The organism is Nocardioides terrigena (assembly GCF_003047265.1).
In the GTDB taxonomy this organism is placed as follows: Bacteria; Actinomycetota; Actinomycetes; order Propionibacteriales; family Nocardioidaceae; genus Nocardioides; species Nocardioides terrigena.
On sequence record NZ_PZYY01000008.1, the window covers coordinates 100,318 to 125,403 of the forward strand.

The 25,086-nt window shown below is 73.4% G+C and carries 23 protein-coding genes; 10 read left to right on the forward strand and 13 right to left on the reverse strand.

Annotation, left to right across the window (positions count from 1 at the left end; translation table 11 throughout):
• A complete protein-coding gene (locus DAE25_RS18025) occupies window positions 1-1,617 on the forward strand; it encodes a phytase (protein WP_159083833.1) in 1,617 nt (538 codons plus the stop codon).
• A gap of 12 nt (window positions 1,618-1,629) precedes the next feature.
• Here DAE25_RS18025 and DAE25_RS18030 read toward each other — a convergent pair whose 3' ends face one another.
• Window positions 1,630-3,195, reverse strand: coding sequence for a phospholipase D-like domain-containing protein (locus tag DAE25_RS18030; RefSeq protein ID WP_107767531.1), 1,566 nt, complete (start codon window positions 3,193-3,195; stop codon window positions 1,630-1,632).
• 154 nt (window positions 3,196-3,349) lie between these two features.
• Here DAE25_RS18030 and DAE25_RS18035 point away from each other — a divergent pair, with 154 nt between their 5' ends.
• Entirely contained in the window at window positions 3,350-4,960 is a 1,611-nt protein-coding gene (locus DAE25_RS18035; protein WP_107767532.1) for a hypothetical protein, read from the forward strand.
• Window positions 4,961-4,975: 15 nt separating this feature from the next.
• On the opposite strand, the gene DAE25_RS18040 is transcribed toward DAE25_RS18035, so the two are convergent.
• From DAE25_RS18040 to DAE25_RS18050, 3 genes are read right to left on the reverse strand one after another with little or no spacing between them, the layout of a single operon-like run.
• The gene (locus tag DAE25_RS18040; RefSeq protein ID WP_199907665.1) at window positions 4,976-5,983 is read right to left on the reverse strand and encodes a glycerophosphodiester phosphodiesterase; all 1,008 of its coding nucleotides are present in this window, start codon (window positions 5,981-5,983) and stop codon (window positions 4,976-4,978) included.
• Between the two features lie 40 nt (window positions 5,984-6,023).
• The gene (locus tag DAE25_RS18045; RefSeq protein WP_107767533.1) at window positions 6,024-6,977 is read right to left on the reverse strand and encodes an SDR family NAD(P)-dependent oxidoreductase; all 954 of its coding nucleotides are present in this window, start codon (window positions 6,975-6,977) and stop codon (window positions 6,024-6,026) included.
• Window positions 6,974-7,810, reverse strand: a complete 837-nt coding sequence (locus DAE25_RS18050) for a maleylpyruvate isomerase family mycothiol-dependent enzyme (protein ID WP_107767534.1) — start codon at window positions 7,808-7,810, stop codon at window positions 6,974-6,976. Before DAE25_RS18050 ends, DAE25_RS18045 begins: the two co-directional genes overlap by 4 nt.
• Before the next feature lie 52 nt (window positions 7,811-7,862).
• Here DAE25_RS18050 and DAE25_RS18055 point away from each other — a divergent pair, with 52 nt between their 5' ends.
• The 3 genes from DAE25_RS18055 (at window position 7,863) to DAE25_RS18065 (ending at window position 11,545) form a co-directional block, all read left to right on the forward strand.
• Window positions 7,863-9,635, forward strand: coding sequence for an NHL domain-containing thioredoxin family protein (locus tag DAE25_RS18055; RefSeq protein ID WP_199907666.1), 1,773 nt, complete (start codon window positions 7,863-7,865; stop codon window positions 9,633-9,635).
• 373 nt (window positions 9,636-10,008) lie between these two features.
• On the forward strand, window positions 10,009-10,221 hold the full coding sequence (locus tag DAE25_RS18060) for a DUF6458 family protein (RefSeq protein ID WP_056886480.1): 213 nt from the start codon (window positions 10,009-10,011) through the stop codon (window positions 10,219-10,221).
• A gap of 136 nt (window positions 10,222-10,357) precedes the next feature.
• A complete protein-coding gene (locus DAE25_RS18065) occupies window positions 10,358-11,545 on the forward strand; it encodes an NAD(P)/FAD-dependent oxidoreductase (protein ID WP_107767536.1) in 1,188 nt (395 codons plus the stop codon).
• 4 nt (window positions 11,546-11,549) lie between these two features.
• Here the strand turns inward: DAE25_RS18065 and DAE25_RS18070 are convergent, their stop codons facing one another.
• The 5 genes from DAE25_RS18070 to DAE25_RS18090 all read right to left on the reverse strand — a co-directional run bounded on the left by DAE25_RS18070 (window position 11,550) and on the right by DAE25_RS18090 (window position 17,030).
• The gene (locus tag DAE25_RS18070) at window positions 11,550-12,155 is read right to left on the reverse strand and encodes a response regulator transcription factor (protein WP_107767537.1); all 606 of its coding nucleotides are present in this window, start codon (window positions 12,153-12,155) and stop codon (window positions 11,550-11,552) included.
• The gene (locus DAE25_RS18075; protein WP_107767538.1) at window positions 12,152-13,243 is read right to left on the reverse strand and encodes a sensor histidine kinase; all 1,092 of its coding nucleotides are present in this window, start codon (window positions 13,241-13,243) and stop codon (window positions 12,152-12,154) included. Before DAE25_RS18075 ends, DAE25_RS18070 begins: the two co-directional genes overlap by 4 nt.
• Entirely contained in the window at window positions 13,240-14,040 is an 801-nt protein-coding gene (locus DAE25_RS18080; protein ID WP_234411129.1) for an ABC transporter permease, read from the reverse strand. Before DAE25_RS18080 ends, DAE25_RS18075 begins: the two co-directional genes overlap by 4 nt.
• On the reverse strand, window positions 14,037-14,963 hold the full coding sequence (locus DAE25_RS18085; protein ID WP_107767539.1) for an ABC transporter ATP-binding protein: 927 nt from the start codon (window positions 14,961-14,963) through the stop codon (window positions 14,037-14,039). The genes DAE25_RS18080 and DAE25_RS18085 overlap by 4 nt, the downstream gene beginning before the upstream one ends.
• Window positions 14,964-15,155: 192 nt before the next feature.
• Window positions 15,156-17,030: an acyl-CoA dehydrogenase gene (locus tag DAE25_RS18090; protein ID WP_056886484.1), complete on the reverse strand. Its 1,875-nt coding sequence runs from the start codon at window positions 17,028-17,030 to the stop codon at window positions 15,156-15,158.
• A 260-nt stretch (window positions 17,031-17,290) separates the two neighbouring features.
• On the opposite strand from DAE25_RS18090, the gene DAE25_RS18095 reads away from it, so the two are divergent.
• Both DAE25_RS18095 and DAE25_RS18100 read left to right on the forward strand, forming a co-directional pair.
• Entirely contained in the window at window positions 17,291-18,196 is a 906-nt protein-coding gene (locus tag DAE25_RS18095) for a sulfite exporter TauE/SafE family protein (protein ID WP_107767540.1), read from the forward strand.
• A 150-nt stretch (window positions 18,197-18,346) separates the two neighbouring features.
• Window positions 18,347-18,805, forward strand: a complete 459-nt coding sequence (locus DAE25_RS18100; protein ID WP_107767541.1) for an RrF2 family transcriptional regulator — start codon at window positions 18,347-18,349, stop codon at window positions 18,803-18,805.
• A 9-nt stretch (window positions 18,806-18,814) separates the two neighbouring features.
• Here the strand turns inward: DAE25_RS18100 and DAE25_RS18105 are convergent, their stop codons facing one another.
• The gene (locus DAE25_RS18105) at window positions 18,815-19,408 is read right to left on the reverse strand and encodes a hypothetical protein (RefSeq protein ID WP_107767542.1); all 594 of its coding nucleotides are present in this window, start codon (window positions 19,406-19,408) and stop codon (window positions 18,815-18,817) included.
• A 115-nt stretch (window positions 19,409-19,523) separates the two neighbouring features.
• On the opposite strand from DAE25_RS18105, the gene DAE25_RS18110 reads away from it, so the two are divergent.
• Both DAE25_RS18110 and DAE25_RS18115 read left to right on the forward strand, forming a co-directional pair.
• Window positions 19,524-20,051 carry a SigE family RNA polymerase sigma factor gene (locus DAE25_RS18110; protein ID WP_107767543.1) on the forward strand — a complete coding sequence of 176 codons (528 nt, stop codon included), beginning with the start codon at window positions 19,524-19,526 and terminating at the stop codon, window positions 20,049-20,051.
• A complete protein-coding gene (locus DAE25_RS18115; RefSeq protein ID WP_107767544.1) occupies window positions 20,051-20,830 on the forward strand; it encodes a hypothetical protein in 780 nt (259 codons plus the stop codon). The genes DAE25_RS18110 and DAE25_RS18115 overlap by 1 nt, the downstream gene beginning before the upstream one ends.
• A gap of 6 nt (window positions 20,831-20,836) precedes the next feature.
• On the opposite strand, the gene DAE25_RS18120 is transcribed toward DAE25_RS18115, so the two are convergent.
• Window positions 20,837-21,460 (reverse strand): DUF2461 domain-containing protein, encoded by a 624-nt coding sequence (locus DAE25_RS18120; protein ID WP_107767545.1) that lies wholly within the window; start codon window positions 21,458-21,460, stop codon window positions 20,837-20,839.
• A gap of 36 nt (window positions 21,461-21,496) precedes the next feature.
• Here DAE25_RS18120 and DAE25_RS18125 point away from each other — a divergent pair, with 36 nt between their 5' ends.
• On the forward strand, window positions 21,497-22,501 hold the full coding sequence (locus tag DAE25_RS18125; RefSeq protein ID WP_107767546.1) for an App1 family protein: 1,005 nt from the start codon (window positions 21,497-21,499) through the stop codon (window positions 22,499-22,501).
• Window positions 22,502-22,505: 4 nt separating this feature from the next.
• Here DAE25_RS18125 and DAE25_RS18130 read toward each other — a convergent pair whose 3' ends face one another.
• Window positions 22,506-23,597: a hypothetical protein gene (locus DAE25_RS18130; RefSeq protein ID WP_107767547.1), complete on the reverse strand. Its 1,092-nt coding sequence runs from the start codon at window positions 23,595-23,597 to the stop codon at window positions 22,506-22,508.
• Window positions 23,597-24,889: a C39 family peptidase gene (locus DAE25_RS18135; protein WP_107767548.1), complete on the reverse strand. Its 1,293-nt coding sequence runs from the start codon at window positions 24,887-24,889 to the stop codon at window positions 23,597-23,599. The genes DAE25_RS18130 and DAE25_RS18135 overlap by 1 nt, the downstream gene beginning before the upstream one ends.
• Window positions 24,890-25,086 lie beyond the last annotated feature (197 nt).

Consider the following 25,086-nt stretch of genomic DNA (forward strand, 5'->3'; position numbering starts at 1 on the left):
GTGGATTCACCAGTGTCGGCGGCCACGACCGAGCTCGTCACCAACACCAGCGTCGAGACGGCCCTGGCGCCGTGGAGCTCGGCGTACAACACGTCGTCCCGGGTGGAGCGCACCACGGGCGGCCATGACGGGACGTACTCCGTCCGCGCCAGCAACTCCCAGACCGTCGCGCGCGACGCCGGCTTCCGGGACAAGCCCAGCCACGTCACGAGCACCGTCGCCGGCCAGGTCTACGACCTGAGTGTGTGGGTGCGCTCGGAGGTCGCGGGCCGGACCATCAACCTCAAGGTCAAGGAGATCACCCCGAGCGGCAGCTCGCCCGGCACGGTCACCCAGCCGCTCCAGGCGCCGGACACCGGGTGGCACCGCCTGGCCCTCTCGTATGCCGCGCGGGGCGCCGGCAACAGCCTGTCCTTCATCGTCTACACGACGGCGGCGGCACCCGGTCAGGGCTTCTGGGCGGACCAGTTCTCCGTCTCGGTGACGACGCCGGACCCGACGCCGACGGAGACCCCGACCGTCACGGAGACCCCGACGGAGACGCCGACGCCGACGCCCACGGAGACCCCGACCGTCACGGAGACCCCGACGGAGACGCCGACGGTCACCGAGACCCCGACGGAGACGCCCCCGCCACCGCCGCCGCCGACGGAGACCGTCAGGGTCGCCTCCACGATCGAGACCGTGCCCACCGGGGTGGCCGGGGACACGGCCGACGACCCCGCGATCTGGGTCGACACGAGCGACCCGGCGGCGTCCCTCGTGGTCACCAACGAGAAGAACGTCCGACGTCTCACCGTCCTCGACCTGTCGGGACAGGTCGTCCAGAGGATCACCACGGCCGGCTTCGTCGGCAACGTGGACGTCCGTGGGGACGTCGTTGCCGCCGCGCAGTCGGGCATCCGGCTCTGGCGGGTGGCGCCCACCGCGGACGGCCCCCGGCTCGTGCCGGCGCAGGAGCAGAGCGGCAACGCCACGACCGGGGGCGAGGGCCTGTGCATGTACGACCCGGGCGCGCCCGGGGTCGGTGGCGGGCTGTACGTCGTCAACGTGCAGCGCTCGACGTTCCGCGTGCGGATGCACCCGCTGACCGACGCGGACGCCGACACCCTCCTGCAGGTCCAGCCCGCCGTGCGGCAGTTCTTCCTGGGCAGCGAGGGCGAGGGGTGCGTGGTCGACGACGCGACCGGTGCCCTCTACCTCTCCGAGGAGGACGTCGGCATCTGGAAGTACGACCTGACCGCCGCCGGCACCGTCCCGCCGCGGGTCAGGCTCGCCTCGCTCGACGCCAACCTCGCGGCCGACGTCGAGGGCCTGGCGCTCGTGGGCGGCGAGCTGATCGCCTCGGCCCAGAACGTCGTCGCGCCGCGCGACAACTGGTACAGCCGGTACGACGCCGGGACCGGCCAGCACCTCGGGCGCTTCCGGATCGTCGACGGTCCCGCCTCCGACGACTGCGACCAGACCGACGGCATCGCCGCCCACGACGGCTACCTCGGCCCGGTCTTCCCGCAGGGACTCTTCGTGTGCCAGGACGGCTTCAACGACGCGCCGGGCACGTCCGGCACGCAGAACTTCAAGCTCGCGCCGCTCCACCTGGTGGACGGCGTCCTCTGACGGTCCCCGCCCTCAGAAGCGGTCGCCGCGCCGCAACGTCCGGGGCCGGCCGTCCGGGTCGTGGATCCAGAGGTACGGCGCGAGTGCGAGCGCGCGTCGTACGGGCCCGATCGACGGCGGCTCGAGCCGCCGGAGCCGACCGGGCGGGCGCGGGCCCGACCGGCCCCCGGCGTGCCAGCCGTCCAGCGCGGCCGCCGCCTGCGCGTACGCCGCGAACATGGCCTCGGGGTCGGCGAGGTCCTCGACGTCCTCGCGCGTGCGCTCGAGGTGCTCGGCGGCCAGCGTGAGGCGCAGGTCGCGGGCGTACTCCCCGTCCGGGTCGACCACGACCGAGGACAGCTCCGAGTCGTGGGTCCAGGACCGCCGGTTGAAGTTGTCGGAGCCGATGGTCGCCCACGTGTCGTCCACGATGCAGGTCTTGGCGTGCACGTAGATCGGTGTGCCCGCCGAGTTCTCCAGTCCGTAGACGGCCACCCGGTCGGGCGCCGTGCGGTGCATGTCGAGCATCGCCCGGCGGCGGCCCACCAGCTGGGCGGTCCGGTTGAGGCCGGTCACGTCCGGGTGCATCGGCACGACCGCGACGACGTGCAGGTCGCGGTGCCGGCGCAACGCCTCGACGAAGACGTTGCCGACGTGGTCGCCCCACAGGTACTGGTCCTCGACGTAGATCAGCCGCCGGGCCTGCTCGACCGCCTTGGTGTAGCCGCGCGCCACGCTGCGCTCGCCGCCGCGGGCGAACGCGTAGTCGCGGCCCTGTCGCAGGTCGGGGTAGGTGCGCAGCAGCTGGACGGCGTGCCGGCCGGCCGGCGGCGGGGGTGGGAGCTGCTCGGGCAGCGGGTCGGGGCTGGTGTCCAGCCCGCGCAGGCGGTCGTGGGCGACCACGATCGGGCTGCGGCGCAGGGTGGTCGGGTCCTCCCAGCGCTCACGGAAGACCGTCTCGACGTCGTGCACCGCCGGCCCGCTGATCGCGGCCTGGATGTCGTGCCAGGGCGGAGTGGCGCCGTACTCGTCGGCCATGGAGTCCAGGGCCTGCGGGTCGCCGCGGTGCGCCGCGTCGTCGCGGCGCGAGTGGCACAGGTCGATGCCGCCGACGTAGGCGATGTCCCGGCTCGGGTCTTCGCGGTGCCGGATCACCACCAGCTTCTGGTGGTGGGAGCCGCCGGTGCGCACCCGCATGTCGAGGATCACCTCGGCCCCGCGCCGCTGCAGGGCCCGGCCGAGCTGGGCGTTCTCCCGGGCGGTGAAGCCGATCGAGCCGTTGTGCGAGCGCCACACGAGCCCGCGCACGTCGACCCCCCGCTCGTCGGCGCGGCCGAGCACCTCGGCGACCTCGCTGCCGGGCTCACCGGTCAACCGCTCGTCGGCGTCGCCCTGCCAGTCGGTGAAGAGCACCAGGTCGCCGGGACGCGTCGCCTCGAGCCGCTCGTGGAGCTCGGCGAAGTAGGTAGCTCCGTCGACCAGGGGCCGGACGCGGTTGCCCTCCGACCAGGCCCGGTCGCCCGGGTGCCGCGCGTCGAGGCGGGTGGACGGGTTGCCCCGCTCGGCCTGGGTGAGGAGCCAGTCCTCGGGTGCGCCCACCCTCGCACTGTAGGCGCTGGAGGTCCGTGGGCCGGGGAGCGTGGCACACCACACCGGCCGCAGGTCGTACGTCGCGTGCGCGCCCGCGCGGGTGCCCGGATCGGACGGCCCGCGGCCTTAGCCTTGCGGCCATGTCTGACGCGGGGGAGTGCCGGTGATCTGGCTGCTCCTCGCGCTGCTCGTCGCCTGGGTGGCCCTCGGTCCCTGGGTGCCCGTCGCGGTCGCCGTCGCGCTGTGCGTGCCCCGGGTCCGGTGGTGGGTGCTGGACCACGTCTGGGTGACCTGGCGCGGGACCGGCATCGCCGCTGCCGTGGTGGCCGTGCTCGCCGGGGTCGTGGTCCTGCTGCCGGACGGCTGGCTGCCGGTCCCGCAGTCACCGGGCGTGCTCGTCGCCCCGTCGTACGTCGGCCGGCCGGCGTCGGCGACCCCCGTGCCGGTGGGCACGATCCCGCAGAACCCGCACCTGGCCCGCAACGGTGCCGGCACCGCGCTCGGCGACGCGTGGAGCACCGGCACCAGCCCCTGGCTCGGCCCGGTCGGGCTCCAGCCCGAGGTCGACACCGCCTGGTACGGCCTCGAGCAGTGCGCCACCCTCGCCCTCGACAGCCGCGACCGGCTGGTCGGCCTGTGCGGGGACCGTGGTGGTCGCGCGCTGCACGTCATCGACCCCGACTCGATGCGGCCGCTCGCGACCAAGCGGCTCCCCGCCCCCGAGGACGGTGACGACGAGGTCTGCGGCGCCCACCCCTACCTCGACGCTGCCGACCGGATGGTGGTGGCGACCTCCGACCGCCGGGTGCTGGCGGTCTCCACGGCCGACGCCGACGGCGAGCCCGACCTCACCACGGCGCGCACCTGGGACCTCTCCCCGCACGTCCCCGACGACGACTGCCTGGTCGCCCTGCTGCCCGACTGGGCCGGCCGCATCTGGTGGTCCACCCAGGACGGGCTGGTCGGCACCGTCGCCCCCGACTCCGGCGAGGTGCGTGTCCTCGACCTCGGCGAGGAGGTCGCCGGCCCCTTCAGCACCGACGAGACCGGCGCGACGTACGTCGTCACCACCCACGCCCTCCACCGGCTGGTCCTCGACGGGTCCGGCACCCCGGGCATCGCCTGGCGCACGGAGTACGACCGCGGCACGGAGCGCAAGGCCGGCCAGTCCACCCGGGGCAGCGGCACCGCGCCGGTCGTCCTCGACGGCGGCGTCGTCGCGATCACCGACAACGCCGAGCCGCGCATGCACGTCCTGATGCTGGAGCGGTCGACGGGCGTGGAGATCTGCCGGGCGGCCGTCTTCGAGGACGACGCCAGCGCCAGCGGAACCGCGCTGGCCAGTGTGGGGAGCGGCGTGGTCGTCGCCAACACGCACGGCTACGCGAGCCCGGTGCGCACCCTCCTCGGCCGGGGCACCTCCGGGGGGATGGCCCGGGTCGACGTGCCGGCCGACCGCTCCGGGGGCGAGTGCCGGGTGCGGTGGACGAGCGAGGTGGTCGCCCCGTCGAGCGTCCCCCGGGTGTCCTTAGCGAACGGCCTGGTCTACGCCTACGCCAAGCGTCCGTCGTGGTGGGGCGTGAGCGCGTGGTACCTCACCGGGATCGACGTGCGCACCGGGCGGTCGTACTTCAGCGTGCGCACCGGCACCGGGGTGCTGATGGACAACGACCACGCGGCGCTCACCCTCGCGCCCGACGGCACGGCGTACGTCGCGACGCTGGCCGGGATGGTGCGGGTGCAGGACCGCCAGCCCAAGGACGCCTCGGACTGAGCTGCCCGGGGTCCGTCAGGCGCAGGGGTGCACGCCCGGCAGGCCCGGTCGCTCGATCCCGCGCCCGTCGAGGATCCGCTCCAGCAGCGTCGGGCGAGCAGGCATGAGGCCGTCGACGCAGGCGTCGATCATGGCGTTGTAGGTGGCCGCGTCGTCCGGCGCCGTGCCGCTGAACCACACGTGCACGGCGTAGCCGTCGCGGTGGGCCCGCGCGACGAACTCCGGGGTGAGGATCCGGATGCCGGAGTTCTCCACCGGCACCTGGAGGGCCACCGTGCCCTCGATCGGGCGGGTGCCGTAGAGGAAGTAGGCGGTGATCCCCTGCTGCCCGGGCGCGAGGCCGGTCTGCGGCGAGCGCCGGTGGAAGTCGGCGAGGGCGGCGTCGTTGAAGGACGTCACGATGACGTCGTCGCGACCGGCGTCGGCGAGCAGCGCCGCGAGGAACCGGCCGGTGCGCAGGTAGGAGGCGGTGTCGGAGTCGGCCGTGCCCTTGATCTCGATGTTGATCGGCACGCCGGGGAAGCGACGGAGGACCTGGGCCAGCGTGGGGACCGCGAAGTCGGTGCGCTTGTAGCCGTCCGGTGCCGGCTTGTCACCCGTGCGCACGCCGCGGAAGCGGTACTTCCGTTGGGCCGCTTCGTGGGTGGTGCCGCGGCGCGGGACGAACCAGTGCGCCGCGTCGAGCCGGCGCACCTGTCGCAGGGTCATCGCCTCGACCTTGCCGGTGCCGTCGGTCGTCTCGTCGACGCGGGCGTCGTGCAGCACGACGAGCTGCTTGTCGCGGGTGGACTGCACGTCGAGCTCGATCATGTCGGCACCGAGCGCCACCGCGCGCTTGAAGGCGTACATCGTGTTGGTGGGGGCCTCGCGCTCCCCGCCGGAGTGGGCCATGTTGAGCACCCGCTGCTGGAGCCACGGGTTGTCCTCGGCCTGGGACCGGGCCTGTGCCGGGGCGGCGACCAGCGTCGCGAGCAGGGTGACGAGCAGCGTGGGGAGGGCGATCGCGGCGCGGAGGTTCTTCACGCGGCCGACCCTAGGGGTCGGCACCGACGCCGGGAAGGCCTCACGGATAGGTGATGCCGGTGACCTCTTCGCTGATCTCCCACAGCCTGCGCTGGGCGTCCGCGTCGAGCGCGAGCCGGCGCGGGGTGACGACCTGCGGGGTGCCGGACATCTCGCCCAGGCCGCTCGGCCCGACGTACGTCGATCCCGGCAGGTCGGCGGTCGCGGCCATCAGCGTCGGCCACGCACCCATCGCCGCCGACTGCGACACGGCCTTGACGGCGGCGTCGAGGATCGACGCGGCACCCCCACGGCCGCGGCCGAACTGCCCGTTGGCCATCAGGTGCGTGCCGGCGAAGCCCGGGTGGGCGGCCAGCGCCTTGACGGGCAGGCTCGCCCGGCGGCAGCGGCGGTCGAGCTCGAAGGTGAACAACAGGTTGGCCAGCTTGGACTGGCTGTCGGCCTGCCAGCGGCGGTAGCGGCCCTCCTGATGACGAGGGTCGCCGAGCGGGGCCTGCCGGGCCGCCTTGTGCATGTTCGACGAGAGGGTGACCACGCGGCCGCCGGCGGCGGTGACCTGCGGCAGCAGCAGGCCGGTCAGCAGGAAGGGCCCGAAGTGGTTGGTCGCCATGTGGGACTCGAGACCCTCCGCGGTCCGGCGCAGCGGGACGGCCATGATTCCGGCGTTGTTGACGAGCACGTCGATCGGACCGAGCGCGGAGGCCCGGTCGCCTGCGCGCCGTACAGAGCCGAGGTCGGACAGGTCGACCACCAGCCGCTCGAGCCGGGCGCGAGGGACCTCGGCGGTGATCGCGGCGGCGGTGGCGGCCAGCTTGTCGTCGCTGCGGCCGGCCAGGACGACGCGGGCGCCGACGCGGGCGAGCTCGAGGGCCGTGTGGTGGCCGAGCCCGCCCAGCGTGGTGCCGGTGACCAGGGTGGTGCGGGCGGTCAGGTCGGGGATGTCGTGGAGGTCCCAGGCGTTGCTGGCGTGCGGCTGGGGGACGCCATCGGTCACGGCGTGACCGCGAGCCCGGCGAGGACCCGCCGGGCGAGGTCGGTGTCGCCGAAGACCTCGACGCGGCCGGGCTCGGGCTGGCGGCGACCGCCGGCCAGCAGGATGAAGGACTCGCGGTCGGTGCGCAGCCCCACGGTCGGCTCGGTGGGGACCTCGTCGAGCAGGCGCCCCCGGCCCTCGTCGGTCACGGTCGCGGCGACGGGCTGGTGCCCCTCGACCTCGACGACGACGGTGGTGCCCGGGTCGGCGCCGACCCGCTTGGCCAGCACGTAGCCGAGGCTCTCGCAGAGGTAGTCGGTGGAGTGCGCGGCGGCGTCGGCGCCGAGCCCGCCCGGCTGGCCGACGGCGCGGCGTACGTCCTGCTCGTGCATCCACAGGTCCAGCGGACGGTTGCGCAGCAGCGTCAGCGTCGTCCAGCCGATGGCGCCGAAGACACCGGGCGCCGGGGCGGCCGGGTCGGTCGGCGGGTCGGCCAGCAGTGCGGTGTGACGGGCGGTCGCGGCGGCCCGGATCTCGTTGATGAGGTCGTCGGGGGTGGCGTCCCGGCGGGCGACGACGCCCTGCTCGGTGAACTGGCCCATCATCCCGCGGGCGTGCGGGGCGTCGCCGATCTCCACGTCGACGTGCTCGCCCCCGGCCAGCAGCGACTCGAGGTGCGCGGTGTGCGCGGCGACCGCGTGCACGTCCCACCCGGGCAGGTCGGTCGGGGTGGTCCACTGCTCGGCGGGCACCTTCTCGAGGAGGGCGGTGAAGTCGTTGACGGCCTGCCACCAAAGGTCGACGTAGCCGGTCAGCGCGACGTCGCCGCTGCCGTCCGCGGGGGATGTGCTCATGGGGCGCACCCTAGTGGCACCGGTGTCACCGGCGCCGCGCGAGAATGGCCGGGTGCATGTCCGCGCCCCCGAGCTCACCGGCCGAGGCTGGCTCAACACCGCCTCGCCGCTGTCCATCCGCGACCTCCGAGGCCGCTTCGTCCTGCTCGACTTCTGGACGTTCTGCTGCATCAACTGCCTGCACGTCCTCGACGAGCTGCGCCCGGTGGAGGAGCAGTACGCCGAGGAGCTGGTCGTCGTCGGCGTGCACTCGCCGAAGTTCGTCCACGAGGCCGACCCGGACGCGCTGGTCGCCGCCGTCGAGCGCTACGCCGTGCACCACCCGGTGCTCGACGACCCCGAGCTGAGCACCTGGCAGGCCTACACCGCGCGGGCCTGGCCGACCCTGGTCCTGGTCGATCCCGAGGGCTACATCGTGGCGCAGTACGCCGGGGAGGGCCACGCCCACGCCATCGCCTCGCTGCTGGAGGAGCTGGTCCCGCAGCACCGCGAGCGCGGGACCCTGCAGCCGGGCGACTCGCCGTACGTCCCTCCCGTCGTGGAGCCGAGCGACCTGCGCTTCCCGGCCAAGGCCGTGCCGCTGCCGTCGTCCCTGGCCCCGGCCGGCTCCGTGCTCGTCGCCGACGCTGGTCACGACGAGGTGGTCCTCCTGGACCTGGCCGGCGGCGTCGTACGCCGCTTCGGCGGCTTCCGGGAGCCCAACGGCCTGTGCCTGCTGCCCTCGGAGATCGCCGAGCGGGTCGGGTACGACGTCGTGGTCGCCGACACCGTCGGCCACCGGATCGCCGGGCTCGTCCTGGCGACCGGGGAGGTGCGGACGCTCGCGGGCGACGGCACCCAGTGGATGCAGGGCGACGGCACCGACCGGCTCAGCAGCCCGTGGGACGTGGCCTGGTGGCAGGACCGGGTGTGGATCGCGATGGCCGGGATCCACCAGCTGTGGACCTACGACCCGGTGACCGGGGCGGTCGAGGTCGCCGCGGGCACCCTCAACGAGGGGTTGGTCGACGGGCCGGCCGCCACCGCGTGGTTCGCCCAGACGAGCGGGCTCGCGCCCGACGGCGACCGGATGTGGCTGGCCGACTCCGAGACCTCGTCGCTGCGCTGGATCGAGGCGCCGGCCTCCGACGGCGGTCCGGCCGTCGTCCACACGGCTGTCGGCACCGGGCTCTTCGACTTCGGCTTCCGAGACGGTCCCGCCGAGGAGGCGCTGCTTCAGCACCCCCTCGGGGTCGCCGTCCTGCCGGACGGGTCGGTCGCGGTGGCCGACACCTACAACGGCGCCGTACGCCGCTTTGCCGACGGCGAGCTCACCACGCTGGCCGTGGACCTCGCCGAGCCGAGCGGCCTGTACTGGTCCGAGGACGACGGGGGCGGCCTCGTGGTCGTCGAGTCCGCCGGGCACCGGCTGACCCGCGTGCCCCTCGACGCCGGCGTCGCGGCGGTCGACTTCAGCCACACCACCCAGCGCCCGGTCACCGACGTGGCCGCCCGGCTGGTCCTCGACATCTCCTTCACCCCGCCGCCGGGGCAGAAGGTCGACGACCGCTTCGGACCGCCGTCGCAGCTCCTGGTCACGGCGACCCCGCCTGCGCTGCTCCGGGAGGGCGAGGGACGCGGCACCGACCTGCGTCGCGAGCTCGTCCTCGACCCGGCCGTCGGCGACGGCGTGCTGCACGTCGCCGCCCGCGCCGCCTCCTGCGACGAGGGTGGCGGCGACGGCGCGGCCTGCCACATGCACCAGCAGGACTGGGGCGTGCCGGTGCGGATCTCCCCCGACGGAGCCGGGGTCCTCGACCTGCCCCTCGGGGGCGCTACGACCTGAGTCGCGGCTCCTGGTCGCGCCACGGAGGCCCTCGCGGCCACTACGACCTGCGGTCCTGGGTACCGCAGGTCCTATCGCGCGCGAGGAGGGGCCCGGCGGGGACGTGCGACCTGCGGTCGTGGGTACCGCAGGTCCTATCGCGCGCGAGGAGGGGCCCGGCGGGGACGTGCGACCTGCGGTCGTGGGTACCGCAGGTCCTATCGCGCGCGAGGAAGGTCCCGGTGGGGGACGTGCGACCTGCGGTTGTGGGTACCGCAGGTCGTATCGCGCGCGAGGACCCCTCCGGGGCCGCCGGTGCGCGGAATCCGGACGCGCCCGCAATACCCTCGGGGGAGAGGCGGCGCACCGGCGCCGTCGTACGAAGGAGTGGATCATGGGTATTGGTCTCGGCATCGTCCTGCTCGTCCTCGGTCTGATCCTGCTGACCGGAGCCGTGGACCTGGGGGGCGCGCTTGACGAGTACGTCGCCAGCGAGACCCTCGGCTGGATCCTGGTCGCCGCGGGCGTGCTGTCGCTCGTGCTCGCGCTCGTGATGAACCAGCAGCGCTCGCGCACCACGCACGTCGAGGAGCGCCGCGAGGTCTGACCCGAAGGCCCGACCTGCGAGGTCCGACCCGCGAGGTCCGACCTGATGCCCCTGGGTGTGTGGCGGTGGAACCCTCCGCGCGCGTAGCGTGCGAGCGTCCGCTCATCGCGGCCGGCGCACTCACCCAGGGGCACTCATGGACATCGTCATCATCGGCGGGGGCATCGCCGCCGCACACGCCGCCCGCGAGCTCCGCGAGCACGGCCACGAGGGCGGGATCGTGGTGCTCGCCGCCGAGCGGCACCTGCCCTACGAGCGGCCGCCGCTCTCCAAGGGGATCCTCCTCGGCGACGCGACGCCCGAGTCTGCCCACGTCATGGAGCAGCACTGGTACGACGACAACGACGTCGACCTCCGCACCGGCACCGAGGTCACCTCCATCGACCTCGACCGCCGCCAGGTCCACGCCGGCGCCGAGTCGGCACCGTACGACCGGTTGCTGATCGCGACCGGGGCCACGCCCCGCAGGCTCGACGACCTCGAGACCGCCGGCGTGCCCGTCACCTACCTCCGCACCCTCGACGACTCGCTGGCCCTCCGGGACGCCCTCACGGGCACGATCCTGGTCGTGGGCGCGGGCTGGATCGGCCTCGAGGTCGCCGCCGCGGCCAGCCTCGCCGGGGCGGACGTCACCGTCGTCGAGCCCGCGGAGCAGCCGCTGCTGGGGGTGCTCGGTCCCGAGCTCGGGGCGAAGTTCGCCGAGCTCCACCGCGCCCACGGGGTCGACCTGCGCCTCGGCACGAGCATCGACTCGGCGGCCGACGGGACGGTGCGGCTCTCCGACGGCCACGAGGTGACCCCGGACCTGGTGGTCGTGGGCATCGGCGCCGTCCCCGACGACCGGCTCGCCCGGGAGGCGGGGCTGAAGGTCGACAACGGCGTCCTGGTCGACTCGACGCTGCGTACCAGCGACCCCTACGTCTTCGCCGTGGGCGACGTCGCGAACCACGACCACCCGGTGCTCGGGCGCCGCATCCGCGTCGAGCACTGGGACACCGCCATGCACCAGGGCCAGGCCGCCGCGCGCGCGATGCTCGGCGAGGACGAGCCCTACGACCGGATGCCCTACTTCTTCACCGACCAGTACGACATGGGCATGGAGTACGTCGGCAGTGTCGGTCCCGACGGCGCCGACGAGGTGGTCGTGCGCGGCGACGACCTGGTCGCCGGCCTCACCGTGCTGTGGGCGAAGGACGGCACCGTCGTCGCCGGGATGCAGGCCAACGACTGGGACGCGACCGACACGATCCGGGCGCTCGTGGGCAAGCCGGTCCCCGAGAGGTTCGCCGACCCGGACGTCCCGCTCGCCGATCTCGGGTCCTAGCCACTCACAGCCACCCGCGTGACTGGGCGACCCTGGCCGCCTCGGCCCGGGTGCTGGCGCCGGTCTTGCCGATCGCCGCGGACAGGTGGTTGCGCACGGTGCCCTGCGACAGGTGAGCGGCCCGGGCGATCGCCGCCACCGGTGAGCCGTCGAGCGCCAGCCGCAGGATCTCGGCCTCGCGCACGGTGAGCGGCGAGGGCCCCGCCATCAGTGACTCGGCGGCCAGGCCGGGGTCGACGACCCGCAGGCCCGCGTGCACACGGCGTACGGCGTCCGCGAGCTCCCGCGCGGGCGTGTCCTTGACGACGAACCCGGCCGCGCCGGCGTCCAGCGCCCGGCGCACGTAGCCCGGCCGGCCGAACGTCGTCACGATGAGCGACCGCACGCCGGGCAGCTCGGCCCGCAGCTGCTCGGCGACCTCGAGCCCGGTGAGCCCGGGCATCTCGATGTCGAGCAGGCAGACCTCGGCGCCGGACTCGCGGGCGGCGGCGAGCACCTCGTCGCCCCGACCGACCTGGGCGACGACGGTGAGGTCGGTCTCCAGGTCGAGCAGGGCGGCCAGGGCACCCCGCACCAGCGCCTGGTCGTCGGCCAGCAGCAGCCGGATCACGGCAGCACCACCTGCACGCGGGTGCCCGGGCGCGCGTCGAGCAGCTCCAGGGTGCCGCCCGCGTCGGACACCCGCTCGCGCATGCCGCGCAGGCCGTTGCCCTCAGGCGTTGTTCCTCCCGCCGGCCCGGCGAGCCCGGTGCCGTCGTCGGTGACGGTGATGCCCCGCGGCCCGAGCTCGACGACCACGCAGGACGCCCGGGAGTGGCGGACGACGTTGGTCACCGCCTCGCGCAGCACCCACGCGAGCAGGGTGCGGTGACGCGGGTCGGTGTCGGCGACGGACCCCAGCACGCGGGTCTCGATGCCCGCGTCGGCCAGCACCTGCGGCGCGGCTGCCAGCTCGGCCTCGAGGTTCCCCGCCCGGAGCCCACCGACGGTGGCGCGCACCTCGGCGAGCGCCTGGCGGGCGGTCTCCTGGATCGACTCGAGCTCGGCGCGCGCCCTCTCGGGGTCCACGTCGATGAGGCGGGCGGCCAGCTCGGCCTTGATGCTCATCGCGGTGAGCGAGTGGCCGAGGACGTCGTGGACGTCGCGTGCGACCCGCTCGCGCTCCGCGACCAGCGCGAGCATCGCCCGGCTCTCGTCGGCACGGTGCTCGCCCTCGGTGAAGAGCCGCAGCAGGACCATCCCGATGATGATCGGCCAGACCATGAGGAAGAAGAACACGGGGAACCCGTCGCCCGCGACCAGGGACAGCAGGGGGAGCAGCGCCACCGCGAGGGTGGTGCGCGGCCACCACGGGGACGGCAGCATCAGCGCCGAGTACACGCCGAGGTAGGGCGTCAGCCCGATCGCCTCGATGCCGATGATGGTCGCGGTGGCCAGGGCCAGCGCGACGAGCAGCCCGAAGACCAGCCAGGGCCGGTGGGCGAGCCAGCCGTAGCCGGACAGGTAGACCACGGCGAACGCCGCGATGAAGACCAGGCCGAGGGCGGTGACGGCGACCGAGTCGGTCGCCTGGAACGTCTCGATGACCGGATAGACCAGGAACACCAGCCAGACCCCGGCGAAGACCCACGCCCACCGTTCCCACGGGGAGACGGGTGCCGTCAGGTACGACGGCGAGGAGGTGTCCGCGGGTGTCACACCCGCTCCTGCCCCCGACGCAGGCCCCAGAGCGCCACCGCCGCGAAGATCATCGTCCACGCGAGCACGTTAGCGACCGGGAGCCACAGCGGGTCGTGGGTGCCGGTCGGCGTCCAGCCGTCGGTGAGCGGATAGCGGGCCAGCGCGGCGTACCCGTAGAGCGGGGTGAAGCGGCCGATGTCGAGGATCAGCCCCGACATCGGGGTGAAGACGTTGCCGAGGAAGGCCATGATCACGATCAGGCCCGAGGCGATGCCGACGGAGTTGTCGCTGCGGAAGGCCAGGCAGACGGCCAGCCCGTAGACCGCGAAGAGCGCCGAACCCGCCCACACGATGGTCGCGGAGAGCACCCAGTCCGAGGTGGTGCCGCTCGCCCCGGTCGCCGCGCCGATCGCGTAGATCAGGGTGACCGGGACGGCGGCGACGACCATCGCCAGCCCGGTCTTCATTGCGAGGAAGGACAGCGGGCGCAACGGGGTCAGGGCGAGCTGGCGGCCCCAGCCGTTGGTCCGCTCGATGGCCGCGCTGCCGGCCACGCCGGTGGTCGCCGTGACGGCGCCGTACGCCGCCATCGAGACCATGACGTACATCGCGACGTTGGCGCTGCCGGCCGGCTCGTCGGAGCCGAGGCCGAAGACGACGAACATGAACGCCGGCAGCCCGACGACGAAGAACATCTGCACCCGGTCCCGCGCCTGGCGGCGCAGGTCGAGGGCGGCGTAGCCCGCGATCGCGGCGGGGGAACGGCCGGGTGCGCGGCCGGTGGTGCGGGACGGAGAAAGAGTCGTGGCGGTCATCGGGGAGCTCCTGCGAGGGCGGTGGGGTCGAGGTGGGTGGGGGGGGGGGGGGGGACGTCGGTCGCGTCGGTCGCGGTCAGGGCCAGGAAGGCCGCCTCGAGGCTGGCGCTGGAGACGTCGACGTCGGTCACGCCGAGGGGGGCCAGGGCCTGCCCGACCCGGGCCAGCCACTCCGGGTCCACGCCGTCGCGGTGCACCACGTCGGCGGGAGGCCGGAAGGAGACGGTGCGGCCCCCGAACGCCGCGCGCACGTCGGCCGTGGGGCCGTCCTCGACGATGCGCCCGTCCTTCATGAGCACCGTGCGGGCGGCGAACTCGTCGGCCTCGACGAGGTAGTGGGTCGCGAAGACGATCGTCCGCCCGGTGGCCGCGTCGGCCCGCATGGCCTCCCAGAAGGCCTGCCGGGCACTGACGTCCATGCCGGTGGTGGGCTCGTCGAGCACGATGAGGTCCGGGTCGGGGACCAGGGCCAGGGCGAACTTGAGGCGCTGCTGCTCGCCGCCGGAGCACGCCTTGACCAGGCGGCGAGCGAGCGGGGCGAGCCCGGCCCGCTCGACGACCTCGTCGACCCGGTCGCGGCGACCGTGGAGGACGGCGATCGCCTGCACGGTCTCGAGCACCGTGAAGTCGGGGAGCAGGCCCCCGGTCTGCATCACGGCACTCACGCGGCCGGCGGCCACCGCGCGGCCGGGCGCCTCGCCGTACACCTCGACGGTGCCGCCGGTGGGCGTGGTGAGGCCGAGCAGCATGTCGACCGTGGTGGTCTTGCCGGCGCCGTTGGGGCCGAGGAAGGCCACGATCTCACCGGGGGCAACGGTCAGGTCGACGGCGTCGACGGCGGTCACGGTCGAGCCGTCGGGGAGGCGGAAGGACTTGGTGAGGCCGGTGGCCCGGATCGCCGGGAGGGGGTCAGGTGTGCTCATGCCTCCAGCGTGGCCGGGACGGGCGAGGCGTGCCCGGTCCGGCTGTCACGACCTGGGGGTGACACCTGTCATGGTGCGCCGGCGCCACATCGGTGGTTGAGGTGCGAAGCGGAGCGAGCCTCGAAACCACGCGTCTCCGCGGGTTTCGAGGCTCGTCGCCGGCGCTCCTCGCGCCTCAACCACCGAGTGAGGTCAGAACGCGGCCTCGTCGAGGTCCATCAGCGCGAGGTCGATGCCCTCGGCGATGGCCCGCTCGGCGGTGAGGCGGGGCAGGTTGGTCTGCGCGAAGAACTGCGCGGCCGCCACCTTGCCCTCGTAGAACGCCTTGTCCTTGCCCGGGTCGCCGCCGAGCTTCTCCAGCGCGACCTCGGCCTGGCGCAGCAGCAGCCACCCGCAGACCACGTCGCCGAGCGCCATCAGCAGGCGGGTGGTGTTGAGGCCCACCTTGTAGATGTTGCGCAGGTCGCCGTTCTCCGAGGAGGCGTCGGCCGACATCAGGTCGTTGATCATGTGGCCGACGATGGCGTTGGCGTCCTCGAGCGCGGTGGCGAGCAGGGCCCGCTCGTTCTTGAGGCGACCGTTGCCGGCCTCGGAGGCGATGAACGACTCGATCTCCTTCGCCAGGTGGCCCAGGGCGCGGCCCTGGTCCTTGACGATCTTGCGGAAGAAGAAGTCCTGGCCCTGGATCGCGGTCGTGCCCTCGTAGAGGGTGTCGATCTTGGCGTCGCGAACGTACTGCTCGATCGGGTACTCCTGGAGGAAGCCCGACCCGCCCAGCGTCTGCAGCGACTCGGTGCCCAGCAGCACCCACGAGCGCTCCGAGCCGTAGCCCTTGACGATCGGCAGCAGCAGGTCGTTGACCGCGGCGGCCAGCTCGTCCTTCTCGCCGGCGTGCTCGGCCACCTGGACGCGGTCCTGCCACGTGGCGGTGTAGAGCACGAGCGCGCGCATCGCCTCGGCGAACGACTTCTGCGTCATCAGCGAGCGGCGTACGTCGGGGTGGTGCGTGATGGTGACGCGCGGGGCGGTCTTGTCGGCCGCCTGGGTCAGGTCGGCGCCCTGGACGCGCTCCTTGGCGTACTCGAGGGCGTTGAGGTAACCGGTCGAGAGCGTGGCGATGGCCTTGGTGCCGACCATCATCCGGGCGTTCTCGATGACGTCGAACATCTGGGCGATGCCGTTGTGCACCTCGCCGAGGAGCCAGCCACGGGCCGGCTCGCCGCCACCGACCTGCGGGTCGCCGAAGGTGACCTCGCAGGTGTTGGAGACCTTGATGCCCATCTTGTGCTCGACGTTGGTGACGTAGACGCCGTTGCGCTCGCCGGTGAGCTCGCCGGTCTCGTGGTCGAAGTGGTAGGTCGGCATCCAGAACAGCGACAGGCCCTTGGTGCCCGGACCGCCGGCGCCCTCGACGCCCTCGGGGCGGGCGAGGACGAGGTGCATCGTGTTGTCGCTGAGGCCACCCTCGGCCGAGGTGATGAAGCGCTTCACGCCGGTGACGTTCCAGGAGCCGTCCTCGTTGGGCGTGGCCTTGGTGCGACCGGCGCCGACGTCGGAGCCCGCGTCGGGCTCGGTGAGGACCATCGTGCACGGCCACTGGCGCTCGACCATCAGCTCGGCGACGCGCTTGTCGCGCTCGTTGCCGTTGTTGTAGACGACACCGGCGAACGGCGCGCCCGCGGCGTACATCCACACGGGGGCGTTGGCGCCGAGCACCATCTCGCCCATGGCCCACACGAGGGAGGACGGGGCGGGGGTGCCGCCGAGCTCCTCGCGGATCTGGAGGCGCCAGTACTCGGAGTCCATCCAGGCCTGGTAGCTCTTCTTGAAGGACTCCGGCACGGGGGCGGTGTGGGTCTCGGGGTCGAAGACCGGCGGGTTGCGGTCGCTGTCGACGTACGACGCGGCGAGGTCGTCGCGGGACAGGCGGGCGACCTCGGCGAGGATCTCGCGCGCGGTCTCGCCGTCGACCTCGGCGAAGGGACCCTGGCCGAGGACCTCGTCCCGGCCGAGCACCTCGAAGAGGTTGAACTCGATGTCGCGCAGGTTGCTCTTGTAGTGGCTCACGATCCACCTATTCCGTTTCGGGGCACCGGTCCTGGGAGGGATCCGGTCCAGTGGTGGCCGTCCCCGCGGAGCGGGTCCGGCGGCGAGCAGCCCGTGCTGCTACTCGCCAGTAACAAAATGATGCCTCGCCGGACGGTCCTGCGCAACACGAACGCCACATGTCGCGGATCACTGGTTCTGGGTATCTCCACGTCTTGACCTCCTAGATTACGTATCTCTACTCTCTCCATAGACATAGGCAATCGAAGGGTCGCACCTCCATGCGCAAGCTCATCGTGCTCGGCTTCGTCGGGCTCATCGCACAACTCATCGACGGATCCCTGGGCATGGCCTACGGCGTCACGTCCTCCACGCTGCTGATCGCCGCCGGTGTCGCCCCGGCCGCCGCGTCGGCCGCCGTCCACTTCTCCGAGCTCGGGACCTCGCTGGTCTCCGGCGCCTCGCACCACAAGTTCGGCAACGTGGACTGGCGCACCGTGTCGATCCTCGCCGTGCCCGGCTTCGTCGGCGCGTTCCTCGGCGCGACGCTCCTGTCCAACATGGACGCCGCGGTCGCCAAGCCCGTCGTCGCGGTCATCCTGCTGGGCCTCGGCTTCTACGTCGTCTACCGCTTCCTTCGCCTCGGCGGCGCCCGCCCGACCTTCAAGGGCCGGCCCTCGGTGGCCTTCCTGGCTCCGATGGGCCTCGTCGCCGGCACGCTCGACGCCGTCGGTGGCGGCGGCTGGGGTCCGGTCGGCACCACGTCGCTGCTGTCCAGCGGTCGCCTCGAGCCGCGCAAGGTCGTCGGCTCCATCGACACCTCGGAGTTCGTCGTGGCCGTCGGTGCCTCGCTCGGCTTCCTCTTCGGCCTCGGGTCGGCCGGGATCAACTGGGGCTACGCCGGTGCGCTGCTCGCCGGTGGCGTGGTCGCCGCACCGATCGCTGCGTGGCTGGTCAAGCACCTCGCCGCCCGCGTGCTCGGGGTCGCGGCCGGTGGCCTCATCGTGCTGACCAACACCAAGACGCTGCTCGAGTCGCTCGGCGCCCCCGGCGTGGTCATCGCACTCACCGCCGCCGTGATCTTCACCCTGTGGGTGACCGGCATCGCCTGGGCGGTCAAGCAGGAGCGCCTCGCCCGCGCCCTGGCCACCTCGGACGACCGTCCGGTGGAGCCCGCGACCGCCTGAGCGGCGTACGCCGTCCCGCAGCCCCGGCCGGCGGCGACAGGGTCCTTTGCTCCTGTCGCCGCCGTCTGCACGTCCTCCCGCGGACGCCGCGAGGACCGCTCGGGGGCCAACGTGGAGTGACTTGACCGACATGTCTGACAAACTGCTCCCATGCGCGTCTCCGCCAAGGCCGACTACGCCCTCCGGGCGCTGATCGAGATCGCCGTCCGCTCCGACGGCACTGCGGTGAGCGCCGAGCAGCTCGGCAAGGCCCAGGACATCCCGCACGGGTTCCTCCAGGCCATCCTCGCCGACCTGCGCCGCGCCGACATCGTGGTGTCCCAGCGCGGCCAGTCCGGTGGCTGGCGCTTCGCCCGCGGTCCCGAGACCGTCACCGTCGCGGACGTCATCCGCGCCGTCGACGGGCCGCTCGTCTCCGTCTACGGCCTGCGGCCCGAGGCCGTCGCCTACGGCGAGTCCGCCCAGGTCCTGCAGCACGTCTGGATCGCGGCCCGCAGCTCCCTGCGCGGAGTCTTCGAGGGCGTCTCGATCCAGGACCTCGCCGACGGCACCCTGCCGCCCGAGGTCGCCTCGCTCACCGCCGACGAGGATGCCTGGCAGCCGCACTGAGCGTGCAGGTCAGGCGGCGTCGACCCGGGTCAGCCGCTCGCGGATCCTGCGGCGCTGCTTGCCGAGCTTGACCAGCTGGCGCTCGACCTCGGCCTCGCGGGCGAGGAGGACGACCCGCGCGAGGTCCGCGGCCAGCTCGTCCGCGGTCATCGAGTCGACCACCGGCAGCACGTGGATGCGCGAGTCCCGCTTCACGTACGCCGCCCAGGGGCCGACCAGGTCGACCGGGGCGATCGCGTCGTCGACCGCGTCCGGGGTGACGATGACGTGCAGCCGCATCCCGACGAGCCCGTCCACCGCCAGGGCGACCTGGTCGGGGTCGGCGTCGAGGAAGCCGGGCTGGCTGACCAGCACGTCACCCTTCAGCTTGTAGGCCTTGCGACACACCCGCGCCCAGGCACCCTCGACATCCTTGCGTCGTACGCCGACCGCCTTGTGCCGGCGGCGGATCTCGATGTCGGCGCGGTCCATGTCCTCCTGGTCCACCGCCGGGAGAGCGACGCCCGCCGCGACCAGTGCGGGGTGGTCGCGCAGCGCGTCGTGGGGGGTGGCGGTGCCCGGGACGGCGGGACCGAGGTGCAGGTAGACGGTGCGCTTGGCCATGGCGGCACCGTGGCACCCCCGGCCGACCGGACGGTGAACGTCGGGGTGGGGGTGTGCAACAACTCGGTGGTGGGGCGCGTCTGAGGATTGACGCCGGCCCACCCCGAGGAGCGAGATGTCCCGCAGGCACCACGAGTTCGAGGAGTTCGCCCGCGCGCGGACGCCCCAGCTCTACCGGTCTGCGTGGATGCTCTGCGGCGACGCGCACCGCGCCGAGGACCTGGTCCAGGACACCCTGGCCAAGGTCTTCGTCCGGTGGCACCGCCCGTTGGTCGGCGCGATCGACAACCCCGCCGCCTACGCCCACACCACGCTGGTGCGCACCTACATCAGCGCCCAGCGCCGCCGCAGCAACCACGAGCGCCCGACCGAGCACCTGCCCGAGCAGGCCGTGACCGGACCCCAGCACCAGGACGGTGCGGCCACCCGGCTGACGCTCGCCGCCGCGCTCGAGGAGCTCGCACCCCTCGACCGCGCCGTACTGGTGATGCGGTACCTCGACGACACCTCTGTCGCCGACACTGCTGCCGCGCTCGGTGTGAGCGGACAGGCCGTGCGCAACCGCACGCTGCGGGCGCTCGACCGCCTGCGTGCCGTGCTGGGCACCTCGCTCGACGACCTCATCGAGTCCGGAGGCTCCTGATGACCATCCCCGACCACGGCGTCGACCTGCTGCTGCGGCAGGCCGCGCAGGACCTGGCCCTCCCCGACGTCGACCGGCTCGTCGCCGGTGGCGTGACCCGCGGCCGCACCCGCCGGCGTCGTGCCCGGATCGGTACGACGTTCGCGTCCGTCGCCGTCGTCGGCGCCGCCGCGCTCGTCGTACCCCAGCTCCTCGGCGGGGACCCGCAGACCGCGCGAGACCCACGGCCGATCCAGCCCGCCACGTCGGGCCCGACCGCCGGGTCCCCGGACGTGGCGCCGCCCGCGGACGTGCTGCGGCCGCTGGTCCCACCGAACGAGATGGCGCAGACGATCCGGGACGTGACCGGAGCGAGCGACGTGCACGAAGTCTTCGTCGACGAGTCCGGGAAGGACCTGCCCCGGCTCTTCTACGGGTCCGTCCGTAGCGGGTTCATCTCCTTCCGCATCCGGTGGTACAACAACCCCCTGGTGGTGGAGGACGGCGGGCAACCACTGGCGCCGAGTCACATCTGCGAGCCCGCCGTCGAGCCCGACTGCACGACGCGGTCCGACGGCTCCCGCCTGCTGCGCGAGGACGTGCGCCAGTCCGGCGGGGCCGGGGTGCCGCCGACGTTCCTCGAGCGGTCACTGACCCTGGCCACCGACGACGGCTGGCAGATCGACGTGATCGCCTACAACTGCACCGGCGAGAAGGAGGGCGTCGTGGTCGCCCCCGAACCGGTGCTGACGATGGCCGAGATGGAGGCGCTCGCCACCAGCGATGCCTGGTACGCGTGAGGCGCGTCAGGCGCGGGCGAGCCACTCCACGAGCGGCCGCAGCGCCCGCCAGTCGTCGCGGACCAGCTCGAGCAGCTCGGGGGTGTGCACGACCGGCTCGAAGCCGATCGTCCGGCCGGCGAAGAGCTGCTTGTGCCGCAGCAGCCCGATCCGCGGGTGCTCCCGGTCGTAGCCGCGCGGCGCGGTCTTGAGCTGCTCGCCGCTCACCTCGAAGCCCTCGGCCTCGATCGCGGCCAGGATCCGTTCGAGCTCGGTGCCGCGGCGCTCCTCGGCCACCGCCGTCCGGAAGGCCGCGAGCTGCTCGCCGTCGGCGTCGTAGAAGCCGGCGCCGGTGCGGACCCCGCGCGCCGAGACCTCGACGTACCACCCGGTGCGCGGCGCGACGCCGACGAAGGCGCCCTGGTGGGTCTTGTACGGCGTCTTGTCCTTCGCGAAGCGCACGTCGCGGTAGGGGCGGAACACCTTCGCGCTGCCGAACTCCGCCTCGAGGTCGGTGACCAGGGCGGTCATCGGGGCCTTCACGGACTCGGTCCAGACGGCCTTGTGGGCCTCCCAGAACGACTTGGTGTTGTCCATCTCGAGGTCGTCGTAGAAGTCGAGGGCGGCGACGGGGAATCCGGTGAAGCTCACCCGCCGACCCTAGCGATCTCTGCCAGACTCACCGCCATGAGCAGGCCCCACCTGGCATCCGTCGTCGAGGACCGGTGGAACCGCGCGCTCGGAGGTCTCCTCACGCGCGCCGGTTGGCAGCCGAGGATCGTGGGGTACGCCGGCTACGGCGGCGCCGACTTCGTGCGCGTCCTGGCCCGCGTGGTCCTGGACCGCCCCCCGGAGCGGAGCGGCCGCAGCAACGAGCTGCGGCGCGGGTGGCGCAACTTCCTCACCGCCGAGGTCGGCGGCGCCGAGGTCACGATCACCGTGGCCGGGGAGTCCTTCGTGGTGACCACGGACCGCTCCGGCATCGTCGATGCCCGCCTGCCCCGGGCCGGGCTCGCACCGGGCTGGCACCAGGTCGACCTCGCGGTCGACGGGGCGCAGCCGGGCACCGCGGACGTCGTCGTGGTCGCCGACGACGAGGACTTCGGGATCGTCAGCGACATCGACGACACGGTGATCACGACGTGGCTCCCGCGCCTGCTGCTCGCGACGTACAACACGTTCGTGCTCGCCGAGGAGGCGCGCAAGCCCGTCGACGGCATGGCCGAGCTGTACGCCGCGCTGCTCGCGGACCGCCCGGGCGCGCCCACGGTCTACGTCTCCACCGGTCCGTGGAACGCCGCGCTCGCGCTGACGCGGTTCCTGGCCCACCACGGCTTCCCGCGCGGTCCGCTGCTGCTGACCGACTGGGGGCCCACCAACACCGGGTGGTTCCGCAGCGGTCGCGAGCACAAGCTCGCCTGCCTGCGGGGCCTGGCCACGGACTTCCCGGCGATCAGCTGGGTGCTGGTCGGCGACGACGGCCAGCGCGACCCGGTGATCTACGCGGAGTTCGCGCGCGAGCACCCGGAGCGCGTGCGGGCGATCGCGCTGCGGGAGCTGTCGATGGGCGAGCAGGTCCTCGCCCACGGCACGCCGACCGAGATGCGCGAGGACCCGGCGTGGCACGGCCGGCCGGAGGTCCGCGGCGCCGACGGCCACGAGCTCGCAGACCGGTTGCGCGACCTGGGGTGAGGCGTCAGCCGACCTCGGCCCAGACCTGCTCGTCGCCGGACTCGCCGAACGACGACACGGTCAGGATGCCGTCGGCGCACTCCGGCTCGCCGAGGAAGGCGTTGCCGGTCGACTCCGACTCGTAGGCCACGCTCAGTGCGGCGCCGTCCCAGCGCATCAGTCGGGCCGGGTCCGTACGCCGGGCCGGGTCGCGCACGAAGAACGCGTCCCCGCCGCAGGGGACCAGGGTGCCGGTGGTGCCCCTCCCCAGGGACTCCACAGCGCCGTCGACGCTCGCGCTGAAGCGGGCGACCTCCTGGCGCTGCTCGCGCGGCACCTCGGACCAGACGACCCCGGTCGAGCTCGGCGCGACGTCCCAGGCCGTGCACTCCGCCGGGCCCTCGACGGGCTGCGGCCGGCCCGTCTGGTCGAGCACGTGGACGGTGCGGCAGGCGACCGGGCGCGCGTCGTCGAAGGTCATCAGGCCGACCCCGTGCTCGTCCGCGGTCAGGTTGCTGAAGCCGGTCCGCGCGGGCGCGCACCAGCCGTCCTCGCCGTTGCCGTCGGAGACGGCCAGGGTGGCCAGGCAGTAGGCGCCGCCCTCGCCGAGCGTGGGGTACCAGAGGCTGTCGTCGTGCATGGCCCACGAGCCGCCGTTGGCGGGCTCGGGGGAGACGATCTCGGTGGGAGTGCTCGCCACCAGGTCGACCCGCACGGCCGCCCCGGTCGGGGTCGCGTTGCCCGCAGAGAAGGAGACCACGGCACGGTCGCCCTCGAGGAGCACCGCGTCGACGGTGCGGCCCTCGACGGCGGGTACGACGACGGGCTCGCCGTCGCCGACCGGCTCGAAGGTCACCTGGGTCTCGGTGGCGACGGCAGTCCAGCCCGCGCCGCGGAGGACCCGGTCCTCGACGGTGTGGCCGGTCGGCTGCCAGTCGAGGGGACCGGCGGTCCCGGTGCCCTCCGGCTCCGACGTCTCCGTCGTCTGCTCCGTGGGCTCCGGCGTCGGGCTGGTCGTCCCGTCCGGCTCGTCGGCACCGCCCGCGCAGGCCGTCAGCGCGCCGAGGGCGACGAGCAGGCCGCCCGCGAGCGTCGTACGGGCGCGCGTGCGCAGCATCAGACGCCGACGTTGTGCTGGAAGTGCGCCTTGTTGGCCCGGAAGCTCTTGTAGGCGTTCTGCCACTGGGTGCGAGCGATGCGCGGCTCGGACGGGTCGAACTTGCTCTGGTCCCACGGCTCGAAGTAGCCGAGCTTGGGCCGACCGCCCGGGTTCTGGTCGAAGCCACGGCCGACCTGGAAGTGGCCGGAGGCGTCGTCGTCGAGGTAGGGGAAGTACTGCTTGAGCAGGATCGGGTGGAGCACCACGGGGGCGCGGTAGTCGTGGACGTGCTTCATCATCAGCAGGTACCACTGCTTGAAGGTGAAGTCACCGATGTCGAGCACGATGTACTCGCCGGCGTAGTCGGCGCCGCCCCACCCGGTGGTCTCGTTGACGGTGCGGACCATGTCGGTGATCGCGGTGCCGGCGGTGGTGGTCCCGAGCTGATCGGCCCAGTAGGCCTGACCGCGCCGCGAGCCGTTCCAGCCCCAGCCGATCATCTGCGCCGCGGCCGGGCCGCACCAGTAGTAGCGCTGCTGCGGGCGCACCTGCTTCTGCTTGAGGATCGTGAAGGTCTCGGGGTACTCGGCCGCGGTCTTCGGGGACGCGGCGGCCGGGGCCACGGGGGTGCTCGTCGACGTGGTCGTCGTCGTGTCGCGCGCCTGGGTGGAGAGCATCGCCTCGGGGTGGCGCTCGGCAAAGTCGGCCGGCAGCGGCACGCCCTGGATCTCGTGGCGCAGCAGCCAGACCTTGGCGACGGACGTGGCGGCGGCGGTCAGCTCGGCGCGCTCGGCGGCGGCGCGGGCCGTGGGGGTCCGACGGGCCTGCTGGCGCAGGGCCGCGGCGGGGTCGAGGTCACCGGTGCGCTCGCGGCCGGCGGGGGTGCTGCGGGCCATCCGGGCGGCGACCTCACGCTCGCTCGAGGTGGTCCAGCCGGTGCCGAGGCAGTAGCGCTGGCCGTCGAAGGTCGCGCACCGGGCGGCCGACTCGGCGAGGGCGCGGGTCGAGCTCCGGGCGGAGACCCGGGCGCTCAGGCCCTCGCGGACCACGCGGTCGATCTCCGCCTGCATCTCGGGCGTGACGACGCCGGGGCCGGCGGTGCTGCTCGTCCGCAACCCGGCGCCGGCCTGCGGCGTGATCGCGGCGTCGGGGGTCGAGCCGCCCGGCAGCAGCGGCGCCGTGGCGACCAGGAGCACGAGGGCTCCGAGGCCCGCCGCGACGGCGCGTCCGGGGCTCCGCCGACCGGGTGCGAGCGTCGTAGGACGCCTCGGCCGGCGGGTGGTGACGGGGGTGCGGTCCGAGAGGGGCATGGGGGAAGACCTCGATCAGAGCAGTGACGCGGACCGTCACACTGTCCCCTCTGATCACAAAGGGCGCAAGTTTCCCATCTGCCCCACGAGAACCACGGGAGCGACACGCCGTGAGTTACATCGATGTCATTCGGGTAGTCCGTGACAAGCGGACCCCGGATTCGGTCTGAGAGGGGTCCGATCGTCACGGACTACCC